27 protein-coding genes and 1 pseudogene are annotated in these 17,024 nt (G+C 58.1%); 25 read left to right on the top strand and 3 right to left on the bottom strand.

Going from position 1 to position 17,024, the window contains the following annotated elements:
• Positions 1 to 40 precede the first annotated feature (40 nt).
• Genes rplV through rpsQ form a run of 5 tightly spaced genes read left to right on the top strand, consistent with a single transcriptional unit; the run spans position 41 to position 2,156 of the window.
• Positions 41 to 406, top strand: coding sequence for a 50S ribosomal protein L22 (gene rplV, locus ATK23_RS08435; protein ID WP_013349683.1), 366 nt, complete (start codon positions 41 to 43; stop codon positions 404 to 406).
• Positions 407 to 1,186: a 30S ribosomal protein S3 gene (gene rpsC / locus ATK23_RS08430; protein ID WP_038992194.1), complete on the top strand. Its 780-nt coding sequence runs from the start codon at positions 407 to 409 to the stop codon at positions 1,184 to 1,186. It abuts the gene before it with no gap.
• Positions 1,187 to 1,603: a 50S ribosomal protein L16 gene (gene rplP, locus ATK23_RS08425; RefSeq protein ID WP_022874131.1), complete on the top strand. Its 417-nt coding sequence runs from the start codon at positions 1,187 to 1,189 to the stop codon at positions 1,601 to 1,603. It abuts the gene before it with no gap.
• Between the two features lie 2 nt (positions 1,604 to 1,605).
• A complete protein-coding gene (gene rpmC / locus ATK23_RS08420; protein ID WP_038992193.1) occupies positions 1,606 to 1,869 on the top strand; it encodes a 50S ribosomal protein L29 in 264 nt (87 codons plus the stop codon).
• The gene (rpsQ, locus tag ATK23_RS08415) at positions 1,869 to 2,156 is read left to right on the top strand and encodes a 30S ribosomal protein S17 (RefSeq protein ID WP_013349679.1); all 288 of its coding nucleotides are present in this window, start codon (positions 1,869 to 1,871) and stop codon (positions 2,154 to 2,156) included. The genes rpmC and rpsQ overlap by 1 nt, the downstream gene beginning before the upstream one ends.
• Before the next feature lie 188 nt (positions 2,157 to 2,344).
• Here rpsQ and ATK23_RS08410 read toward each other — a convergent pair whose 3' ends face one another.
• Positions 2,345 to 3,136 (bottom strand): helix-turn-helix domain-containing protein, encoded by a 792-nt coding sequence (locus ATK23_RS08410; RefSeq protein WP_066140734.1) that lies wholly within the window; start codon positions 3,134 to 3,136, stop codon positions 2,345 to 2,347.
• Positions 3,137 to 3,206: 70 nt separating this feature from the next.
• Between ATK23_RS08410 and ATK23_RS08405 the strand changes: the two genes are divergently transcribed.
• The 20 genes and pseudogenes from ATK23_RS08405 to rplQ form a co-directional block, all read left to right on the top strand.
• On the top strand, positions 3,207 to 3,713 hold the full coding sequence (locus ATK23_RS08405) for a VOC family protein (RefSeq protein WP_066140729.1): 507 nt from the start codon (positions 3,207 to 3,209) through the stop codon (positions 3,711 to 3,713).
• A gap of 116 nt (positions 3,714 to 3,829) precedes the next feature.
• On the top strand, positions 3,830 to 4,768 hold the full coding sequence (locus tag ATK23_RS08400; RefSeq protein ID WP_066140726.1) for an endonuclease/exonuclease/phosphatase family protein: 939 nt from the start codon (positions 3,830 to 3,832) through the stop codon (positions 4,766 to 4,768).
• Between the two features lie 464 nt (positions 4,769 to 5,232).
• Complete coding sequence (gene rplN / locus ATK23_RS08395) at positions 5,233 to 5,604, top strand: 50S ribosomal protein L14 (RefSeq protein WP_038992191.1); 372 nt, start codon at positions 5,233 to 5,235, stop codon at positions 5,602 to 5,604.
• Between the two features lie 2 nt (positions 5,605 to 5,606).
• The gene (gene rplX, locus ATK23_RS08390) at positions 5,607 to 5,951 is read left to right on the top strand and encodes a 50S ribosomal protein L24 (RefSeq protein WP_038992190.1); all 345 of its coding nucleotides are present in this window, start codon (positions 5,607 to 5,609) and stop codon (positions 5,949 to 5,951) included.
• Entirely contained in the window at positions 5,951 to 6,520 is a 570-nt protein-coding gene (gene rplE, locus ATK23_RS08385) for a 50S ribosomal protein L5 (protein ID WP_038992189.1), read from the top strand. The genes rplX and rplE overlap by 1 nt, the downstream gene beginning before the upstream one ends.
• A gap of 57 nt (positions 6,521 to 6,577) precedes the next feature.
• Positions 6,578 to 6,976 (top strand): 30S ribosomal protein S8, encoded by a 399-nt coding sequence (rpsH, locus tag ATK23_RS08380; RefSeq protein WP_013349671.1) that lies wholly within the window; start codon positions 6,578 to 6,580, stop codon positions 6,974 to 6,976.
• A gap of 20 nt (positions 6,977 to 6,996) precedes the next feature.
• Positions 6,997 to 7,533 carry a 50S ribosomal protein L6 gene (gene rplF, locus ATK23_RS08375; protein ID WP_038992188.1) on the top strand — a complete coding sequence of 179 codons (537 nt, stop codon included), beginning with the start codon at positions 6,997 to 6,999 and terminating at the stop codon, positions 7,531 to 7,533.
• Positions 7,534 to 7,535: 2 nt separating this feature from the next.
• Positions 7,536 to 7,907, top strand: coding sequence for a 50S ribosomal protein L18 (rplR, locus tag ATK23_RS08370; protein ID WP_066140723.1), 372 nt, complete (start codon positions 7,536 to 7,538; stop codon positions 7,905 to 7,907).
• A 29-nt stretch (positions 7,908 to 7,936) separates the two neighbouring features.
• The gene (gene rpsE, locus ATK23_RS08365) at positions 7,937 to 8,614 is read left to right on the top strand and encodes a 30S ribosomal protein S5 (RefSeq protein ID WP_174520608.1); all 678 of its coding nucleotides are present in this window, start codon (positions 7,937 to 7,939) and stop codon (positions 8,612 to 8,614) included.
• A gap of 3 nt (positions 8,615 to 8,617) precedes the next feature.
• The gene (gene rpmD, locus ATK23_RS08360) at positions 8,618 to 8,824 is read left to right on the top strand and encodes a 50S ribosomal protein L30 (RefSeq protein ID WP_038992184.1); all 207 of its coding nucleotides are present in this window, start codon (positions 8,618 to 8,620) and stop codon (positions 8,822 to 8,824) included.
• A gap of 2 nt (positions 8,825 to 8,826) precedes the next feature.
• On the top strand, positions 8,827 to 9,279 hold the full coding sequence (gene rplO, locus ATK23_RS08355) for a 50S ribosomal protein L15 (protein WP_038992183.1): 453 nt from the start codon (positions 8,827 to 8,829) through the stop codon (positions 9,277 to 9,279).
• Positions 9,280 to 9,535: 256 nt separating this feature from the next.
• Positions 9,536 to 10,840: a preprotein translocase subunit SecY gene (gene secY / locus ATK23_RS08350; RefSeq protein WP_038992182.1), complete on the top strand. Its 1,305-nt coding sequence runs from the start codon at positions 9,536 to 9,538 to the stop codon at positions 10,838 to 10,840.
• Positions 10,837 to 11,409, top strand: a complete 573-nt coding sequence (locus ATK23_RS08345; protein ID WP_038992181.1) for an adenylate kinase — start codon at positions 10,837 to 10,839, stop codon at positions 11,407 to 11,409. The genes secY and ATK23_RS08345 overlap by 4 nt, the downstream gene beginning before the upstream one ends.
• Positions 11,410 to 11,553: 144 nt before the next feature.
• Positions 11,554 to 12,387 carry a type I methionyl aminopeptidase gene (gene map, locus ATK23_RS08340; RefSeq protein WP_066140719.1) on the top strand — a complete coding sequence of 278 codons (834 nt, stop codon included), beginning with the start codon at positions 11,554 to 11,556 and terminating at the stop codon, positions 12,385 to 12,387.
• A gap of 230 nt (positions 12,388 to 12,617) precedes the next feature.
• Positions 12,618 to 12,839: a translation initiation factor IF-1 gene (gene infA, locus ATK23_RS08335; protein ID WP_013349662.1), complete on the top strand. Its 222-nt coding sequence runs from the start codon at positions 12,618 to 12,620 to the stop codon at positions 12,837 to 12,839.
• A gap of 127 nt (positions 12,840 to 12,966) precedes the next feature.
• Positions 12,967 to 13,080, top strand: a complete 114-nt coding sequence (gene rpmJ, locus ATK23_RS08330; RefSeq protein ID WP_013349661.1) for a 50S ribosomal protein L36 — start codon at positions 12,967 to 12,969, stop codon at positions 13,078 to 13,080.
• 148 nt (positions 13,081 to 13,228) lie between these two features.
• Positions 13,229 to 13,603: a 30S ribosomal protein S13 gene (gene rpsM, locus ATK23_RS08325; RefSeq protein ID WP_022874115.1), complete on the top strand. Its 375-nt coding sequence runs from the start codon at positions 13,229 to 13,231 to the stop codon at positions 13,601 to 13,603.
• Between the two features lie 43 nt (positions 13,604 to 13,646).
• Complete coding sequence (gene rpsK, locus ATK23_RS08320; protein WP_038992179.1) at positions 13,647 to 14,048, top strand: 30S ribosomal protein S11; 402 nt, start codon at positions 13,647 to 13,649, stop codon at positions 14,046 to 14,048.
• A 169-nt stretch (positions 14,049 to 14,217) separates the two neighbouring features.
• Entirely contained in the window at positions 14,218 to 15,219 is a 1,002-nt protein-coding gene (locus ATK23_RS08315; protein WP_038992178.1) for a DNA-directed RNA polymerase subunit alpha, read from the top strand.
• Between the two features lie 82 nt (positions 15,220 to 15,301).
• Positions 15,302 to 15,742: pseudogene (gene rplQ, locus ATK23_RS08310) on the top strand (50S ribosomal protein L17); the annotation flags it as partial.
• A 167-nt stretch (positions 15,743 to 15,909) separates the two neighbouring features.
• On the opposite strand, the gene ATK23_RS08305 reads toward rplQ, so the two are convergent.
• Both ATK23_RS08305 and ATK23_RS08300 read right to left on the bottom strand, forming a co-directional pair.
• Positions 15,910 to 16,350, bottom strand: a complete 441-nt coding sequence (locus tag ATK23_RS08305; protein ID WP_143180986.1) for a hypothetical protein — start codon at positions 16,348 to 16,350, stop codon at positions 15,910 to 15,912.
• A gap of 124 nt (positions 16,351 to 16,474) precedes the next feature.
• The gene (locus ATK23_RS08300; protein ID WP_157066372.1) at positions 16,475 to 16,927 is read right to left on the bottom strand and encodes a hypothetical protein; all 453 of its coding nucleotides are present in this window, start codon (positions 16,925 to 16,927) and stop codon (positions 16,475 to 16,477) included.
• Positions 16,928 to 17,024: the final 97 nt, after the last annotated feature.

Below are 17,024 nucleotides of genomic sequence, written 5' to 3'. Positions count from 1 at the left end.
ATCGCTTAGCACTTCTTCGATAGACGAGAGAAGGATAGCAATGGAAGCCAAGGCAATTGCGCGTCACATCCGCGTAACGCCTATGAAGGCCCGGCGCGTCGTCAACCTTGTTCGTGGTCTGCAGACCAACGAGGCACTGGCCATCTTGAAGTTTGCCCCACAGGCAGCTTCGGAGCCGGTATACAAGGTTGTCGCATCGGCAGTGGCTAACGCCCGTGCCGCCGCGGACCGCGCAGGTGAAGCATTCAATGAGGACGAGCTGTTTATCAGCGAAGCGTTTGTTGACGAAGGTCCGACCATGAAGCGGTTCCAGCCGCGTGCACAGGGTCGCGCATTCCAGATCAAGAAGCGCACCAGCCACGTGACTGTGGTTGTTTCAACCACGCAGAAGGGTGGGGAGAACTAAATGGGACAGAAGATTAACCCGAACGGTTTCCGTCTCGGCATCACCACCGATCACGTTTCCCACTGGTTCGCTGATTCCAGCAAGCCAGGCCAGCGCTACGCTGACTACGTGAAGGAAGATGTCCAGATCCGCGCCCTGCTGTCTAACGGCATGGACCGCGCTGGCATCGCCCGCGTCGAGATCGAGCGTACCCGTGACCGCGTACGTGTGGATATCCACACTGCACGTCCAGGTATCGTCATTGGTCGTCGCGGCGCAGAAGCTGACCGCATTCGCGGCGAGCTGGAAAAGCTCACCAAGAAGCAGGTTCAGCTGAACATCCTCGAGGTCAAGAACCCTGACATGGAGGCCATGCTGGTCGCCCAGGGCATTGCCGAGCAGCTTGCTTCCCGCGTGGCTTTCCGCCGTGCGATGAAGAAGGCAATGCAGTCGGCAATGCGCGCTGGTGCCAAGGGCATCCGCGTTCAGTGCTCCGGTCGACTTGGCGGCGCAGAAATGTCCCGCAAGGAGTTCTACCGCGAAGGCCGTGTGCCGCTGCACACCCTGCGCGCGAACATCGACTTCGGCAAGTTCGAAGCCAAGACCACCTTCGGCCGCATCGGCGTGAAGGTCTGGATCTACAAGGGTGACGTTACCGCCAAGGAACTGGCTGCACAGCAGGCTGCTGCTCCAGCTCGTGGCGGCCGTGGCGGCAACGACCGTCCACGTGGCGGCGAACGCCGTCGTCGCAACGATCGCAAGGGCGCTGCAGCTCCGGCTGCGGAAGGAGGACAGGCTTAAATGCTTATCCCACGTCGTGTGAAGTTCCGCAAGCAGCACCACCCGAAGCGTTCGGGCGCTGCTAAGGGCGGCACCACCGTAGCATTCGGTGAGTTCGGTATCCAGGCGTTGACCCCGGCTTACGTGACTAACCGTCAGATCGAAGCCGCTCGTATCGCCATGACCCGTTACATCAAGCGTGGCGGTAAGGTCTGGATCAACATCTACCCAGACCGTCCGCTGACCAAGAAGCCTGCCGAAACCCGCATGGGTTCCGGTAAGGGTTCGCCGGAGTGGTGGGTCGCCAACGTCAAGCCAGGACGAGTCATGTTTGAACTCGGTGGCGTCAGTGAAGAGGTAGCTAAAGAGGCATTGCGTCTTGCAATCCACAAGCTGCCAATGAAGGCACGCATCGTGCGTCGTGAAGGTGGTGAATAGGGATGTCTATCGGTTCGAAGGACCTTAGCATTGAGTCCCTGGACGGCTTCGATACCGCTCGTTTGAACGAGGAATTGAAGAAGGCCAAGGCAGAACTGTTCAACCTGCGTTTCCAGTCGGCTACCGGCCAGCTGGAATCCCACGGGAACCTGAAGGCAATCAAGCGCGACATCGCCCGCATCTACACTGTGCTGCGCGAGCGCGAGCTGGGCATTCGTGAGGATGTCGTTGTTCCGGTTGAAGAAACCAAGAAGGATTCCAAGTAATGAGCGAGAAGGAGAACGGTGTGGATAACGCTACCGAGCGTAACGACCGCAAGACCCTCCGTGGTTACGTGGTATCCGACAAGATGCAGAAGACCATCGTCGTAGACGTTGAGGACCGTGTGAAGCACGCCCTCTACGGCAAGGTTATGCGTCGCAACAAGAACGTAAAGGCTCACGACGAGAACAACGAAGCCGGCATCGGCGACTTGGTTGTCATCGCTGAGACCCGCCCGCTGTCCGCTGACAAGCGCTGGCGTCTCGTTGAGATCGTAGAGAAGGCTAAGTAAGCTTCCCCGCGATTTCACGGATCTCGTGATTGACGAAACGCCCCGGACTTTTCGCAAGAAGAGTCCGGGGCGTTTCTGTATTCAATGCCGTGAATGGCATCTGGCACCGACCCACAGAACGGGACGTGCACTAATTGACCGCAGCTGACGGCTACTTGACCGCTAATAGCGACTGCGGTGTTGGCAGGCTAGATTCTGCCCTGCCGATAAGTTCGAGGGGAATAACCCAGCACCTTCCGGAAATCGGCAGCGAGATGGGCTTGATCTGAATATCCCAGCTCCGCGGCAATGCCAGCGATGGAGGCCCCAGGGTCATCGCGCAGCCTACGGGCTGCTTCTTGCAAGCGATAGCGCCGAATCACTGCCAGCGGTCCCAGACCCAAATACCGTTCCGACTTCCGTTGCAGGCTGCGCGAACTGAGCGACAGGTGCTGGGCCAATTGGGAAACCCTCACGATCCCGCGTTCCATGGCGACGGCGTCGAGCAATTCATTGGCACGCAGGCCTTCGCGCGACACGTGTGGAAGATGGGCGTTGAACCACGAGCTGAAGGCATCAGCACAGGCGGCCCCGTTGCTTTCGTGGGAGCCCCGCGTTTTGATCTCGGTGATCGCGGCCAGCAGCTCAGGCGCGTTGAACTGGATTTCCTGGTCCAGCAGCTGCACAGGCTCCACGCCCAGAGCCTGAGCAGCTGCGGGCCGGAGCAAGGCTGCAACGGCCCATCCGCTGCCGGACAAGTCGCGGTGCGATGCTCCGCTGGCCGGGCCGGAAAGCGTTACCCCCTCTGCCTGAACGACCAGATTCATTTGCGGAACGGGCAGCAATTCCTGCCTTGAGGTGCGTCCCGGGGCAATATCCCATTCCACTAGCCAAAACCACGAGACCAACTGTCTGAGGCACGGATCGGGCGAGTAGCGCTCGATTGCCGGTAGGCGGGCGGGATACAAAACGCCGCGCGGATCTGCTGCAGCTTCCTCCATGGCCTACCACCCGTACAAGTTGTCGCATATTTACAAGATCCAGCGTGCCACACACTCCTAGGCTGAAGATATGGAAAATCTCGAAGAAGCCACGCACGGCGTGACAGGGAGGCATACCACTGCTGGCGTGCCGCATGGGGTCACCAGTTTGACGCCATTCTTGGCAGTACCCAACGCAAGGGCAGCCCTGGACTTCTATGCAGAAGTCTTTGGCGCCACCGTATTGGATTCGACCGAAATGGGCGGGGCAGTAGTCCACGCGGAGATAGATTTCGGCAATGGCCACTTGCAGATTGGCGAACCGTCACCTGCCTATGGATTGGTCGGGCCACCGGCCGCCCCGAACGCCTGCTATTCCTTGGGATACTACTGCGAAAATGCAGATGCGGTAGTGGCCAGGGCCAAAGCCGCAGGTGCCGTGATTCGAGAGCCACTGAGCAACTTCGTCTCGGGGGACCGCTTTGCATCAATCCTCGATCCCTTTGGCGTTCGCTGGTCCATCATGTCAAGGGTTCAGGATCTGTCGACGGAAGAGAGCGCACGGCGTGTAGCGCAGTGGGCATCGCAGCAATCGTGAATTGGACAAAGGCTTAGCTGGACGCGAACCGACCAGCAACGAACGGATGGGAAAGCGTCCTGACCGGAATCACAATTCGGATCGCGTAGGCTCGGGGCGTGATGATTCGACGACGAATGCCGTACTTTCGGTGGTCTGCCGGTGCGGTTCTGGTTCTCGCCCTGGCTATTGGAGCCCTTCCGTATCTGGGTTTCCTCGGCGGCGGATGGATTCCCAAGCTCCAGGCCTTCCAGCCTTACCTCCTGCTCCTTCTGGCAGCGGGCCTCGTTATGGGCCTGCTGCGCAAGAAGTGGATGATCAGCGGATGCCTGTTCGTGCTCCTGCTTTGCGGGACAGTGCCCAACGTGCAACTGAACGCTGTCGAGGGGCAGTCGGGAAACGACAACTCCGAGCTGGTCGTCTTATCGTTCAATGCGTTGAAAGCCGGAGCGGACCCTGAACAGCTCGCGGAAGTGATCAGCAGGACGGAACCGCAGATTCTCGTCCTGGTGGAAACCAGCGAACCATTGCACCGGCAGCTCGCAGGGCGCGGCGCCCTGGACGACCTCGGCTATCGGAGCCACGAGGCGCCCAGTGGGGGAGAACGGGATACCGTGATCTTTTCAAAGTATCCATTGCAGGAACGCGTCAGGGATCTGGATGCAGAAGCCACGGGTTGGTATTCCTTGCCTGTCGTCGATGTGCAGGCACCTGGCGGCCTCGTGAGCGTGGCCGGCATCCATATCTATCCGCCAGTCGGCGATGCGCAAAGGTGGGAGCGGGGTTTGGCTTCAGTCATCGACTGGTCGGAACAGCAGAAGAACAATCCGGTGATCCTTGCCGGCGACTTCAACTCCGTTCGCTCGCATCCTGCATTCCGGGCCCTGGGGGAAGGATTCGTGCAAGCTGACGGCTTCTTGCCCAGCCCGACCTGGCCAGCTGGCCGGAGCTTCCCGCCGCTGATCGGCATTGACCATATACTGGCGAAGGAACTCACTGTTACGGGGTCTTCTTCCCATGCGGTCGGCGGTTCGGATCACCTGGCGGTAAGCGCAACGTTCGAGTTCTTGGATTGAACCGAAAAATAATCCCACTTATGGCAATTTGCCCGACTTTCGTCCGCGAGAGCGCTCGGAGGGAACTCGAAAGGCAGACGGAAGCCGCTGCAAGCGGCGAGCTGCCGCAACCGATGCCAGCACCAAAACCCCGGAATTCAGGGAATCTGGAGTGCCAACGGTGTGACGAACGACGCTCGCCTTTCTCATACCACACCATTTCGGATTCGCGCCACTCTAGGCTAGACTTAAGAATCTGTGCGCATGATGTTCGAGGACTATCCACCTTCGGCATAATGCAGTGCGGTCCAAATCCGTTTGGCCGCGCAAGCCCAGCCTCGATATTTTACGCCTCGGCCCTGCCGGCAATTGGGATCAGCATTCGGTGCGCCCGCGCCAGTGGGGGTAAGCGATACGTATCGTGGAGACCATATCCGTTCCGCAAGGCTCATTCATGAGAACCAGCGAGACGACAGGAGTAAGAAGTGATTCAGCAGGAGTCGCGACTGAAGGTTGCCGATAACACCGGTGCCAAGGAGATCCTTGCCATTCGTGTTCTTGGCGGCTCGAAGCGTCGCTACGCAAGCATTGGCGACACCATTGTCGCTACCGTCAAGGATGCAATTCCTGGCGGCAACGTGAAGAAGGGCGACGTCGTCAAGGCAGTCGTCGTTCGCACCAAGAAGGAAATCCGTCGTGCAGACGGTTCCTACATCAAGTTCGACGAGAACGCTGCAGTGATCCTCAAGGGTGACGCTGCCGATCCTCGTGGCACTCGTATTTTCGGCCCAGTGGGCCGCGAGCTTCGTGACAAGAAGTTCATGAAGATCGTTTCCCTGGCTCCGGAGGTGCTGTAACCATGGGCGCAAAGATCAAGAAGGGTGACCTGGTCCAGGTCATCGCTGGCAAGGATCGTGGCTTGCAGGGCAAGGTCCTGAAGGTCATCACCGAGACCAACCGCGTGCTGGTCGAAGGCGTCAACCGCGTCACCAAGCACACCAAGGCAGGTCAGACCGAATCCGGTTCGGCCACCGGCGGCATCGAGGTTGTCGAGGCTCCAGTGCACGTTTCCAACGTTGCAGTGGTTGACCCAGAGACCAAGAAGCCAACCCGCGTCGGCTTCCGCGAGGAAACCGTTGAAAAGAACGGCGTGTCCAAGACTGTACGCGTCCGTTACGCCAAGGCTTCCGGAAAGGATCTGTAATGACTGAAGCAGCCACCAAGATCCAGCCACGTCTGAAGGCTAAGTACGCAGCTGACATCCGCCCTGCCCTGCAGGAGCAGTTCAACTACGCCAACCCAATGCAGGTACCGTCCCTGACCAAGGTTGTCGTGAACATGGGTGTTGGCGAAGCGGCCAAGGACTCGAAGCTCATTGAAGGCGCCGTGCGCGACCTGACCGCAATTACCGGTCAGAAGCCAGTGGTTACCAAGGCCCGCAAGTCGATCGCTCAGTTCAAGCTGCGCGAAGGCATGCCAATCGGTACCCACACCACCCTGCGTAACGATCGCATGTGGGAATTCGTCGACCGCCTGATCACCCTGGCACTGCCTCGTATCCGCGACTTCCGCGGCCTGAGCGACCGCCAGTTCGATGGCAATGGCAACTACACTTTCGGTCTGACCGAACAGTCGATGTTCCATGAAATCGATGTGGACAAGGTTGACCGCGTACGTGGTATGGACATCACCGTCGTTACCACCGCCAAGACTGATGACGAAGGCCGTGCCTTGCTCAAGGCTCTGGGCTTCCCATTCAAGACCAACAATTAATCTCACTACGTTACAGGTCCGCCAAGGAAACCGTAACGAGGAAGGGCTGAAGCCCACATGTCTATGACAGATCCAGTCGCAGATATGCTGACTCGTCTGCGCAACGCCAACTCGGCTTACCACGACACTGTGTCGATGCCGTCGAGCAAGCTGAAAGTGCGCATTGCAAACATCCTCAAGGAACAGGGCTACATCGCCTCGTTCGAGGAAGTAGCAGCAGAAGTCGGCAAGACTCTGACTATCACTTTGAAGTATGGCCCATCGCGTGAGCGTTCGATCGCTGGCGTACGCCGTATCTCCAAGCCAGGTCTTCGCGTTTACGCAAAGTCCACCAACCTGCCTCACGTGCTCGGTGGCCTTGGCATCGCTATCCTGTCCACCTCCTCCGGTCTGCTTACCGACCGTCAGGCTGCAAAGAAGGGCGTGGGTGGGGAAGTCCTCGCCTACGTCTGGTAACGGGAAAGGGGAAACATACAATGTCACGTATTGGACGTCTTCCGATTTCCGTACCTGCCAACGTTGAGTTGAATGTCGACGGCCAGCTGGTCGCCGTCAAGGGTCCCAAGGGTGAACTTTCGATCACCGTCAAGGCTCCTATCACCGTTGCCAAGGACGAGAACACTGTTACCGTCAGCCGCCCGAACGACTCCCGCGAGGCTCGTTCGCTGCACGGTCTGACCCGCACCCTGATCAACAACATGATCGTTGGTGTGACCGAGGGTTACGAGAAGAAGCTCGAAATCCACGGTACCGGTTACCGCGTACAGGCTAAGGGTGCCGACCTGGAGCTTGCTCTGGGCTACTCGCACCCAGTGAAGGTTGCTGCCGTTGACGGCATCACCTTCTCGGTCGAGGGCAACAACAAGATCACCGTTGCTGGTATCGACAAGCAGCACGTCGGTGAGGTTGCCGCTAACATCCGCAAGCTGCGCAAGACCGAGCCTTACAAGGGCAAGGGCATTCGCTACGCTGGCGAGATCATCCGCCGCAAGGTCGGAAAGGCTGGTAAGTAAACATGGCTATCGGAATCAAGGGCAAGAGCAAGTCCGCTCAGCGCGGTCGTCGTCACCAGCGTTTGCGCAAGCACATCGTTGGTACCTCCGTTCGTCCACGCCTGGTTGTCAACCGCTCGGCTCGTCACATCTTCGTACAGATCGTAGACGACTCGCAGGGCATCACCCTGGCCAGCGCATCGACCATGGAAGCAGATCTTCGCGCAAGCGATGCTGACAAGACCGCAAAGTCCAAGCGCGTTGGCGAGCTCGTTGCAGAGCGCGCCAAGGCTGCTGGCATCGAAGCAGTTGTCTTCGACCGCGGTGGCAACAAGTACCACGGTCGCGTGGCTGCTGTTGCTGAAGGCGCACGTGAAGGTGGGCTGGCACTGTGAGCGAAGCAACTAACAAGAAGGAAACTCAGGTGTCTGAAGCTACTGAAGCAGTCGAGACTGCATCGGCTCCCGCTACCGAGAACGCAGGATCCCGTCGCGGCGAAGGCCGCGGTCGTGGTGAAGGCCGTGGACGTGGCGAAGGCCGCGGTCGTGGTCGCGACCAGAAGGATAACCGCAACGAAGACAAGGACAAGTTCCTTGAGCGCGTTGTAGCTATCAACCGCGTCTCCAAGGTCGTCAAGGGTGGTCGTCGCTTCAGCTTCACCGCACTTGTGGTCGTTGGCGACGGCAACGGTCTGGTTGGCGTTGGCTACGGTAAGGCCAAGGAAGTTCCTGCTGCTATCGCCAAGGGCGTTGAAGAGGCCAAGAAGTCCTTCTTCCGCGTTCCACGCGTTGGCACTACCATTCCACACCTGGTCAAGGGTGAGGCCGCCGCTGGCGTCGTCTTGCTCCGCCCAGCAGCTCCTGGTACCGGTGTTATCGCCGGCGGTCCAGTGCGCGCCGTGTTGGAGTGCGCAGGCATCCACGACATCCTGTCGAAGTCGATGGGTTCGCAGAACCAGATCAACATCGTTCAGGGCACCATTGCTGCACTGAAGGCTCTGGAAGAGCCCCAGGCTGTTGCTGCTCGCCGCGGTCTTCCGCTGGACGAGGTTGCACCAGCAGCAATGCTGCGTCACATCCAGTCCCAGAAGGCAGGTGCTTAATCAATGGCTAAGAACATTGTTCCAAGCGATGCCAAGCTGGCAATCACCCAGGTCAAGTCCATCATTGGTGGTAACCAGGGCCAGCGCGACGTTGTTCGCTCGCTGGGTCTGAAGCGCATCGGTCACACCGTTGTCCGCACCGCCGATCCTGTGACTGTTGGCATGGTCAACAAGGTCCCACACCTGCTGAAGGTCGAGGAGGCGAAGTAGAGATGGCTGAAGAAAAAGCACTTAAGGTTCACCACCTGCGCCCAGCTGAGGGTGCCAAGACCGCTAAGACCCGCGTGGGTCGCGGTGAGGGCTCGAAGGGCAAGACCGCAGGTCGCGGTACCAAGGGTACCAAGGCTCGTTACCAGGTGAAGGCAGGCTTCGCAGGTGGTCAGCTTCCGCTGCACATGCGTCTGCCAAAGCTGCGCGGCTTCAAGAACCCATTCCGCGTCGAGTTCCAGGTTGTAAACCTGGACAAGATCTCGGAGCTGTTCCCAGAAGGCGGCGAAGTCACCGTCGAGGCACTGGTTGCCAAGGGCGCCGTTCGCAAGAACCAGCCTGTCAAGGTCCTGGGCACCGGCGACATCACGGTCAAGGTTGACGTGAAGGTTGACGCCTTCTCGACTTCCGCAGCCGAGAAGATTGCTGCTGCTGGCGGCTCGGCAAACACCCTCTAATACAGGGTCAAGCCTTTGAATAGTCCCGGTTCGGGTTGAGCAATCAACGCGAACCGGGACTTTCTTTTACTCTCGGCGAAACATTCTAAGATTTCTAATAATTGCTTGGCTGATTAGTCAGTTTAGTCCCAATTCTGCAAACATTCCTGCGCTTTTCGTGTGGCGCATTTGGCAGGATTGCCTAACTGACCGCTAGAATCGTTAGGTCTGGGAAGAATCTCTTCCCCAGACTCAAGCACTTACTTCAGGAGGACGCTTGTTCAGCGCCATAGCCCGAGTTTTTCGGACGCCTGATCTGCGCAACAAGTTGCTGTTCACGCTTGGGATCATTGCGATCTATCGTGTGGGCGTATTCATTCCCGCACCGGGCATTGATTACAGCAACGTTCAGCAGTGTCTGGCAATGGGTGAAACCACCGGTGGACTTTATTCATTCGTGAACCTGTTCAGCGGCGGAGCCCTGTTGCAGGTATCGGTTTTCGCAATGGGAATCATGCCGTATATTACTGCGGCAATTATCGTCCAGTTGCTGCGTGTGGTGATCCCGCACTTCGAGGCACTGCACAAGGAAGGCCAAGCCGGCCAGGCCAAGATGACGCAGTACACGCGTTACCTGACCATCGCCCTGGCACTGCTGCAGGGAACCACCTTGGTCACCCTGGCGCGCACCGGCAGCCTGTTCCCAAGCTGCACCCTTCCGCTGATCCCGGATGACTCGCTGATCGTCATCTTGCTGATGATCATCACCCTCACGGCAGGCACCGGCCTGATCATGTGGATGGGCGAGCTGATCACCGAACGCGGCATCGGCAACGGCATGTCCATCTTGATCTTCATCTCTATCGCTTCGGGCTTCCCATCCTCGATGGGCGCGATCTTCCAGGCACAGGGCATCATGACCTTCATCGGCGTACTGCTGGTGGGCCTGCTGATTGTGGCCCTAGTGGTCTTCGTTGAGCAGTCCCAGCGCCGTGTCCCGGTGCAGTACGCCAAGCGCACTGTGGGACGCCGTACCGTGGGCGGCACCTCCACCTATATTCCACTGAAGCTGAACATGGCGAACGTGATCCCAGTGATCTTCGCCAGCTCCATCCTGGCGCTGCCGCAGATGATCGTCCAGTTCAACCAGAACGACGACGGCACCCTGCCCGAGTGGGCGATGTGGCTGCAGGAGCACTCGGCGACGTCCTCGCCGTGGTACATGCTGGTGTACACCCTGCTGATCATCGGCTTCACCTACTTCTACGTAGCGATTACCTTCAACCCTGAAGAGGTCGCAGACAACATGAAGAAGTACGGCGGATTCATCCCGGGCATTCGCGCAGGTCGTCCGACCGCGCAGTATCTGCAGTACGTGATTTCCCGTATTACCTTCCCGGGCGCCCTGTATCTAGCGTTCGTTGCGTTGATTCCACTGATTGCCTTCGTGCTGTTCAACGCTGATCAAAGCTTCCCATTTGGCGGTACATCGATCCTGATTATGGTTGGTGTGGGCTTGGAAACCGTCAAGCAAATCAATGCTCAAATGCAGCAACGGAACTATGAAGGGCTTCTGCGATGAGTCGACTGCTAATTATTGGACCTCCCGGTGCCGGCAAAGGCACCCAGGCCGTAAAGATCTCCGAGCGCTTGGACATTGTTGCCATCTCGACCGGTGACATCTTCCGTGCCAACGTCAAGGGCGGAACCCCGCTGGGCCTCGAAGCCAGCAAGTACATTGACAACGGGGACTTCGTCCCTGATTCGGTCACCAACAACATGGTTGAAGACCGCCTGAACCAGGACGACGTAGCCAACGGCTTCCTGCTGGACGGCTACCCGCGCACCAGTGCGCAGGTCGATGCACTGGATGCGATGCTGGCCAACAAGGGCATCGCCCTGGACGCAGTGCTGCAGCTGACCGCTGATGATGACGAGCTGGTTGCCCGCCTGCTGAAGCGTGCCGAAATCGAAGGCCGCGCCGATGACACCGAAGAGGTCATCCGCCACCGCCTGAGCCTGTACAACGAAGAAACTCGCGTCGTTGTAGAGCGCTACGAGGAACGCGGCATCGTGCGCAAGGTCGACGGCCTGGGCGCTATCGACGAAGTCACCGAACGTGTTCTTGCGGCGTTGAACGTCAACGCCTAGGCACAAGCGTTACAACGCGCAGGGACCGTGCAGCAACAATGGATGTTGCAGCCCGGTCCCTGCGCACTTTTTGCATTGATGGACCTTGCAGATGCCGGCAACGGCACAGGGCGGGACATCACACTTTAAGGCAGGGGAATCACATTGGCATTAGGACAGCCGAAAATCGAGTACAAGTCCAACTCCGAGATCTTGAAAATGCGCAAGGCCGGGTTGGTTCTGGCTGAAGCACTGGACGAAGCTGTCGCGATGGCCCGCCCGGGCGTGCGGACCGAAGCTATCAACGAGGTTTTCGGCAAGGTGCTGGAACGCCACAACGCAACCAGCAACTTTCTCGGCTACCACGGTTTCCCAGCCAACATCTGCGCGTCGGTCAACCATGAGGTAGTCCACGGCTTCCCGTCCGACTACGAGCTGAAGGACGGCGACGTGCTGAAGATCGATGGCGGCGCCGTCGTGGAGGGCTGGCACGCCGACTCGGCCCGCACCGTCCTGGTCGGGGAAAACATCGACCCGGCCGACCAGCGCCTGAGCGATATCACCGAGCAGGCCATGTGGGCCGGCATTGCTGCCGCAGCCAACGCACGTTTCGTCGGCCAGATCGGGCAGGCCATCGATGACTACGTCACCAGCCAGCCAGGCGACGAGCTTGGCATCCTCGAAGACTACTGCGGCCACGGCATCGGCTCGCAGATGCACATGGCACCGGACGTGCTGAACTACAACTCCGGACACCGCGGCCCACGGATCAAGCCAGGTATGTGCTTGGCCATTGAGCCAATGCTCGTACGCGGCGGCATCGAGACCTCCGTGCTGGAAGATGACTGGACGGTAGTCACCAACGACAAGTCCAACGCCTCGCAGTGGGAGCACACCATAGCCTTCCACATGGGCGGCATCTGGGTATTGACCGCGCACGACGGGGGAGCGGCGGGCCTGGCTCCATTCGGCGTGACACCATCGCCGATCCAGGGCTAACGCCAACCCAGAATCCAAGGGATCCAGTACGCCACCGCGTTGTGGCGTGCTGGATCTAACATTTTTAATATCAGTGAACGATTGGCACTGCGAGAACTAATGCCGTATCGTTGTTTGTTGGTTCTTGATTTAATTGCGCCTAAAACCCTTAGGTTTTCGGTACAGGGATCAAGAGCCGGAACCAATTACTTGTTGGTGGAAATTGCCAACAAAAAAAGTTAGCGGGGAAAATGGGCAAGAAGGAAGGCGTCATCCAGGTAGAGGGCACCGTCTCGGAGGCACTGCCGAACGCGATGTTCCGCGTGGAGCTGCCAAATGGACACGTAGTGCTCGCCACTATCTCGGGTAAGATGCGTCAGCACTACATTCGAATCCTCCCAGAGGACCGAGTGCAGGTTGAAATGAGCCCATACGACCTCAACCGAGGTCGCATCGTCTACCGCTACAAGTAAATCTGCACAACCCAAGACATTCCCAGCAGGCCAAAGCGCAGTCATGCGCAACAACCGCTGGATGATTGTTCTTGGGCGAAGCTATTTACTGCTCCACATTTAACTGCAACCGCAAAAGGACAAAGCCTTGAAGGTTAACCCTAGCGTGAAGCCGATCTGCGACAAGTGCAAGGTGATCCGTCGTAACGGCGTGGTCATGGTGATCTGCGAGAACCCACGCCACAAGCAGCGTCAGGGCTAATTCCGTTCTTACGGGATTCCCACGCGTAGTCAATTAGGCAGTATCAGCCAGGACGGAAGTTCTGGTGCACCCCCGGATTCGGAGGCCGGGGCCGTGAGCAATCACGGAAGATGCTGCTCCAGACCTCCGTTCGTTGAAAGGTAGCCACTTGGCTCGTTTAGCAGGCGTGGATATTCCACGCGAGAAGCGCGTAATCATCGCGCTGACTTACATCTACGGCGTGGGCAAGACCCGTGCAGAAGAGACCATCGCAGCGACCGGTATCAACCCGGACACTCGCGTCAAGGATCTCACCGATGACCAGCTCGTGCAGCTGCGCGACTTCGTCGAAGGCACCTACAAGGTAGAAGGTGACCTGCGCCGCGAGGTTCAGGCCGACATTCGCCGCAAGGTAGAGATCGGATCCTACGAAGGTATTCGTCACCGTAAGGGCCTGCCGGTCCGCGGTCAGCGCACCAAGACCAACGCACGTACCCGCAAGGGCCCGAAGCGTACCGTCGCCGGTAAGAAGAAGACTCGCTAAATCTTAGCGATCTAGTTCAAATACTTTTTTCGTAGGAGAAGAAATGCCCCCAAAGACTCGTGGAGCGGTACGTAAGCCGCGTCGCAAGGACAAAAAGAATATTGCGCAGGGACAGGCGCATATCAAGAGCACCTTCAACAACACCATCGTATCGATCACCGATCCGACTGGCGCTGTGATCTCGTGGGCTTCGGCCGGCGAGGTAGGCATGAAGGGTTCGCGCAAGTCGACCCCATACGCTGCCCAGATGGCTGCCGAGTCCGCTGCAAAGCGCGCTCAGGAGCACGGCATGCGCAAGGTTGACGTTTTCGTCAAGGGCCCAGGCTCGGGACGCGAAACCGCGATCCGTTCGCTGCAGGCTGCTGGCCTTGAGGTTGGATCCATCCAGGATGTTTCCCCAAGCGCTCACAACGGTTGCCGCCCATCGAAGCGTCGCCGCGTCTAATTGATTCGCTAGGCTTAGCCTAAGAAGTCACCGAAGCATTCACTCGTGGGTGCTCCGGTGACTATCTTGGACTTATTAGCCTGCAAAAGACGAACGGCCACCTCAGGCTACCGTCGTTTCCACCCCCGTGAGGCGTCATATAGCGGACGCTCGCTGAAAGGAAATGTAAGTGCTCATTACGCAGCGCCCAACCCTGACCGAAGAAGTAGTTGCCGAAAACCGCTCCCGGTTCGTTATCGAACCACTGGAGCCAGGCTTTGGCTACACCCTTGGTAACTCGCTCCGCCGTACCCTGCTCTCTTCGATTCCTGGTGCTTCCGTCACCAGCATTCGAATTGACGGTGTACTGCACGAGTTCACCACCGTAGCCGGTGTCAAGGAAGACGTCACCGAACTGGTCTTGAACATCAAGAACCTGTCGGTATCTTCCGAGCACGACGAGCCAGTCGTTGCCTACCTGCGCAAGCAGGGCCCGGGCATCGTTACTGCAGCGGACATCACCCCTCCAGCAGGTGTGGAGTTCCACAACCCTGATCTGCACATCGCCACCCTCAACGCCAATGGCAAGTTCGACATGGAACTGACCATTGAGCGCGGCCGTGGCTACGTGTCTGCCGCTCAGAACAAGAACATCGATGGCGAGATTGGCCGAATCCCAGTTGATTCGATCTACTCCCCAGTTTTGAAGGTGACCTTCCGCGTGGAAGCAACCCGTGTTGAGCAGCGCACCGACTTCGATCGCCTGATCGTTGACGTGGAGACCAAGGAATCGATCACCCCGCGCGATGCAGTTGCATCCGCAGGTACCACCCTGGTTGAGCTGTTCGGTTTGTTCCGCGAACTGAACACTCAGGCTGAAGGTATCGAAATCGGTCCATCGCCAACCGATGCAGCCATGGCTGCTGACATGGCGCTGCCGATCGAGGATCTGGAACTCACCGTTCGTTCGTACAACTGCTTGAAGCGTGAGGGCATCCACTCCGTGGGTGAACTCGTTACCCGCTCCGAGGCCGACTTGATGGACATCCGCAACTTCGGTGCAAAGTCCATTGACGAAGTCAAGGCCAAGCTGGTTGAACTGGGTCTGGCCCTGAAGGATTCCCCTCCAGGCTTCGATCTGGCCGCTCGTAGCGCCATCGACGATGGCGACGAATACGACGAAGGTCTGTAAGACCCGCGTCTAGCGACACACTACTTCATCCGACTGGACGACAGATTCGTCCAGTACGGGTTATTCATCTAGGAGAACTACCATGCCTACCCCTACCAAGGGTCCGCGTCTCGGCGGCAGTGCAGCACATGAGCGATTGATTTTCGCTAACATGTCGGCACAGCTCTTCGAGAACAAGAAGATCACCACCACCCTGACCCGTGCCAAGCGTCTGCGTCCACACGCAGAGCGCCTGATCACCTTCGCAAAGCGCGGAGACCTGGCTTCGCGTCGCCGCGTCCAGGCCGTCATCGCTTCGCGTTCGCGCACCAACAAGTCGATCGTTCACGAACTGTTCGAGAACATCGCACCAGCAATGGCAAACCGCGAGGGTGGCTACACCCGCATCACCAAGATCGGCAACCGCAAGGGCGACAACGCTCCTATGGCTGTTATCGAGCTCGTGATGGAGCCAGTTTCGCCGAAGCAGGCTGTCGTCAAGGAAGCCACCCAGGCTGCCGAGAAGGCTGCTGAGACCGAAGAGGCCTAAGCTTCTTCGAGCTGAAGCTCCCTCGCCTGCAAGGGCAAAAAGAGTCCCGTTGGATCCGCAAGGAACCAACGGGAATCTTTTGTTTAAGCCTGTTCAGTGATGCATGCCGGAGCGCGTGCCTGTCAGATGGCGGGTCTCGAGCATCCGCAACGTGGAATTTCCTAGCTGAACGAATCCATGTCCGGGCATGCCGTATTCAGGTATTCAGTAGCCTCTGAGGCTTCGGCAGTGTCGAGCTCGGCGACTTTTTGCGAAATCTCCATCATATTGGTGCCGTCTGCTTCAGCCAACAAGTCTGCCATTTCCTTGTTCTGCCCGGCAGCTGCGTTCAAGGACGTGGCAAGCTTGCTGTCCTTGGTATTTTCAGCGGCTTCACCCAAAATGGCATTGAACTCATGCATGACCTCGACGTATGCCGAAGTTTCGCCCACCATGAGCTTTGCGCTGGAATCATCCGCCTTCTTTTGCAGATCGCGCTGGACTACCTGGTCATTGATAAAGGAGCAGGTGTCCTCGGTGGACATTTTTCCAGCACCGCAACCAGTGAGCATGAGTGAAGCGAGCGCGAGCGCAGCGGCAGGTGCCGCGAACTTTTTCAGCATGGAGATCCTTAGATGATGAACCGCTGGTCTAGCAGGGTAGCCATTGATGACTACTTGATTATTCTATAGTCAGGATTTACTGCAGGCGGTGTGTGACGTGCTTGGGTCTGCGGACGAAACGTATTTACGGTTCGACCGTGCCGGATTCCTCACAGGAAATTGGGCAGGTCTGATCCACATAGTCCGAATATTGATCTGTCAGATCGACCGCGGCCGCTTCAAGGTCTGCCCCGAACGTTGGATCATCGAAAGCGCGGCCCTCAATGAGGTCGACGAAGTCTTGGAACCTGCTGATTTCTGAGTCCAATGCAGTGCGCAGTTTCCCATTGCTGGTCTGCTCGGAAACTTCTTGGTAGATGCCGATGGTGGCTTCCATGACATCTACGACAGGTTGCGTGTCTTGCTCAATAGCGCCCATATATGCCAGCCCCCACTTGTCCCCGATCGATTGATCGATAGCCAATTCATGAAGCAGGTCGCATGACTGCTCGGTGTTCAGCTGGCCGGAACTGCAGCCACTCAAGCAAAACCCAAAGGCGGTTGATGCTGCAATGATGCTTGCGGTAGTCCTTCGCATGGGAAGTCCTTAGAACGATGATGATGGCCTTGCCGCCTAAGCGGCAGGACGTTGGATGCACACAGGCTACCTCCGCGGGAGTCCCGCGTTTTTGTGC

Source organism: Glutamicibacter nicotianae, assembly GCF_002797775.1.
Lineage (GTDB): Bacteria > Actinomycetota > Actinomycetes > Actinomycetales > Micrococcaceae > Glutamicibacter > Glutamicibacter nicotianae.
The sequence above is the reverse complement of the archived record's forward strand: the minus strand, read 5'-3'. Positions and strand labels throughout refer to the sequence as shown.

Excerpts from the sequence above, each read along its gene's own strand:
- rplR (WP_066140723.1), top strand. The coding sequence starts at position 7,536 with ATGGCTATCGGAATCAAGGGCAAGAGCAAGTCCGCTCAGCGCGGTCGT.
- ATK23_RS08410 (WP_066140734.1), bottom strand. The coding sequence starts at position 3,136 with ATGGAGGAAGCTGCAGCAGATCCGCGCGGCGTTTTGTATCCCGCCCGC.
- rpmD (WP_038992184.1), top strand. The coding sequence starts at position 8,618 with ATGGCTAAGAACATTGTTCCAAGCGATGCCAAGCTGGCAATCACCCAG.
- rplF (WP_038992188.1), top strand. The coding sequence starts at position 6,997 with ATGTCACGTATTGGACGTCTTCCGATTTCCGTACCTGCCAACGTTGAG.
- rplE (WP_038992189.1), top strand. The coding sequence starts at position 5,951 with ATGACTGAAGCAGCCACCAAGATCCAGCCACGTCTGAAGGCTAAGTAC.
- rpsC (WP_038992194.1), top strand. The coding sequence starts at position 407 with ATGGGACAGAAGATTAACCCGAACGGTTTCCGTCTCGGCATCACCACC.
- rpmC (WP_038992193.1), top strand. The coding sequence starts at position 1,606 with ATGTCTATCGGTTCGAAGGACCTTAGCATTGAGTCCCTGGACGGCTTC.
- rplX (WP_038992190.1), top strand. The coding sequence starts at position 5,607 with ATGGGCGCAAAGATCAAGAAGGGTGACCTGGTCCAGGTCATCGCTGGC.
- infA (WP_013349662.1), top strand. The coding sequence starts at position 12,618 with ATGGGCAAGAAGGAAGGCGTCATCCAGGTAGAGGGCACCGTCTCGGAG.
- rpsH (WP_013349671.1), top strand. The coding sequence starts at position 6,578 with ATGTCTATGACAGATCCAGTCGCAGATATGCTGACTCGTCTGCGCAAC.
- ATK23_RS08345 (WP_038992181.1), top strand. The coding sequence starts at position 10,837 with ATGAGTCGACTGCTAATTATTGGACCTCCCGGTGCCGGCAAAGGCACC.
- ATK23_RS08305 (WP_143180986.1), bottom strand. The coding sequence starts at position 16,350 with ATGCTGAAAAAGTTCGCGGCACCTGCCGCTGCGCTCGCGCTCGCTTCA.
- rpsQ (WP_013349679.1), top strand. The coding sequence starts at position 1,869 with ATGAGCGAGAAGGAGAACGGTGTGGATAACGCTACCGAGCGTAACGAC.
- rplP (WP_022874131.1), top strand. The coding sequence starts at position 1,187 with ATGCTTATCCCACGTCGTGTGAAGTTCCGCAAGCAGCACCACCCGAAG.
- rplV (WP_013349683.1), top strand. The coding sequence starts at position 41 with ATGGAAGCCAAGGCAATTGCGCGTCACATCCGCGTAACGCCTATGAAG.
- ATK23_RS08300 (WP_157066372.1), bottom strand. The coding sequence starts at position 16,927 with ATGCGAAGGACTACCGCAAGCATCATTGCAGCATCAACCGCCTTTGGG.
- ATK23_RS08400 (WP_066140726.1), top strand. The coding sequence starts at position 3,830 with ATGCCGTACTTTCGGTGGTCTGCCGGTGCGGTTCTGGTTCTCGCCCTG.
- rpsK (WP_038992179.1), top strand. The coding sequence starts at position 13,647 with ATGCCCCCAAAGACTCGTGGAGCGGTACGTAAGCCGCGTCGCAAGGAC.
- ATK23_RS08405 (WP_066140729.1), top strand. The coding sequence starts at position 3,207 with ATGGAAAATCTCGAAGAAGCCACGCACGGCGTGACAGGGAGGCATACC.
- rplO (WP_038992183.1), top strand. The coding sequence starts at position 8,827 with ATGGCTGAAGAAAAAGCACTTAAGGTTCACCACCTGCGCCCAGCTGAG.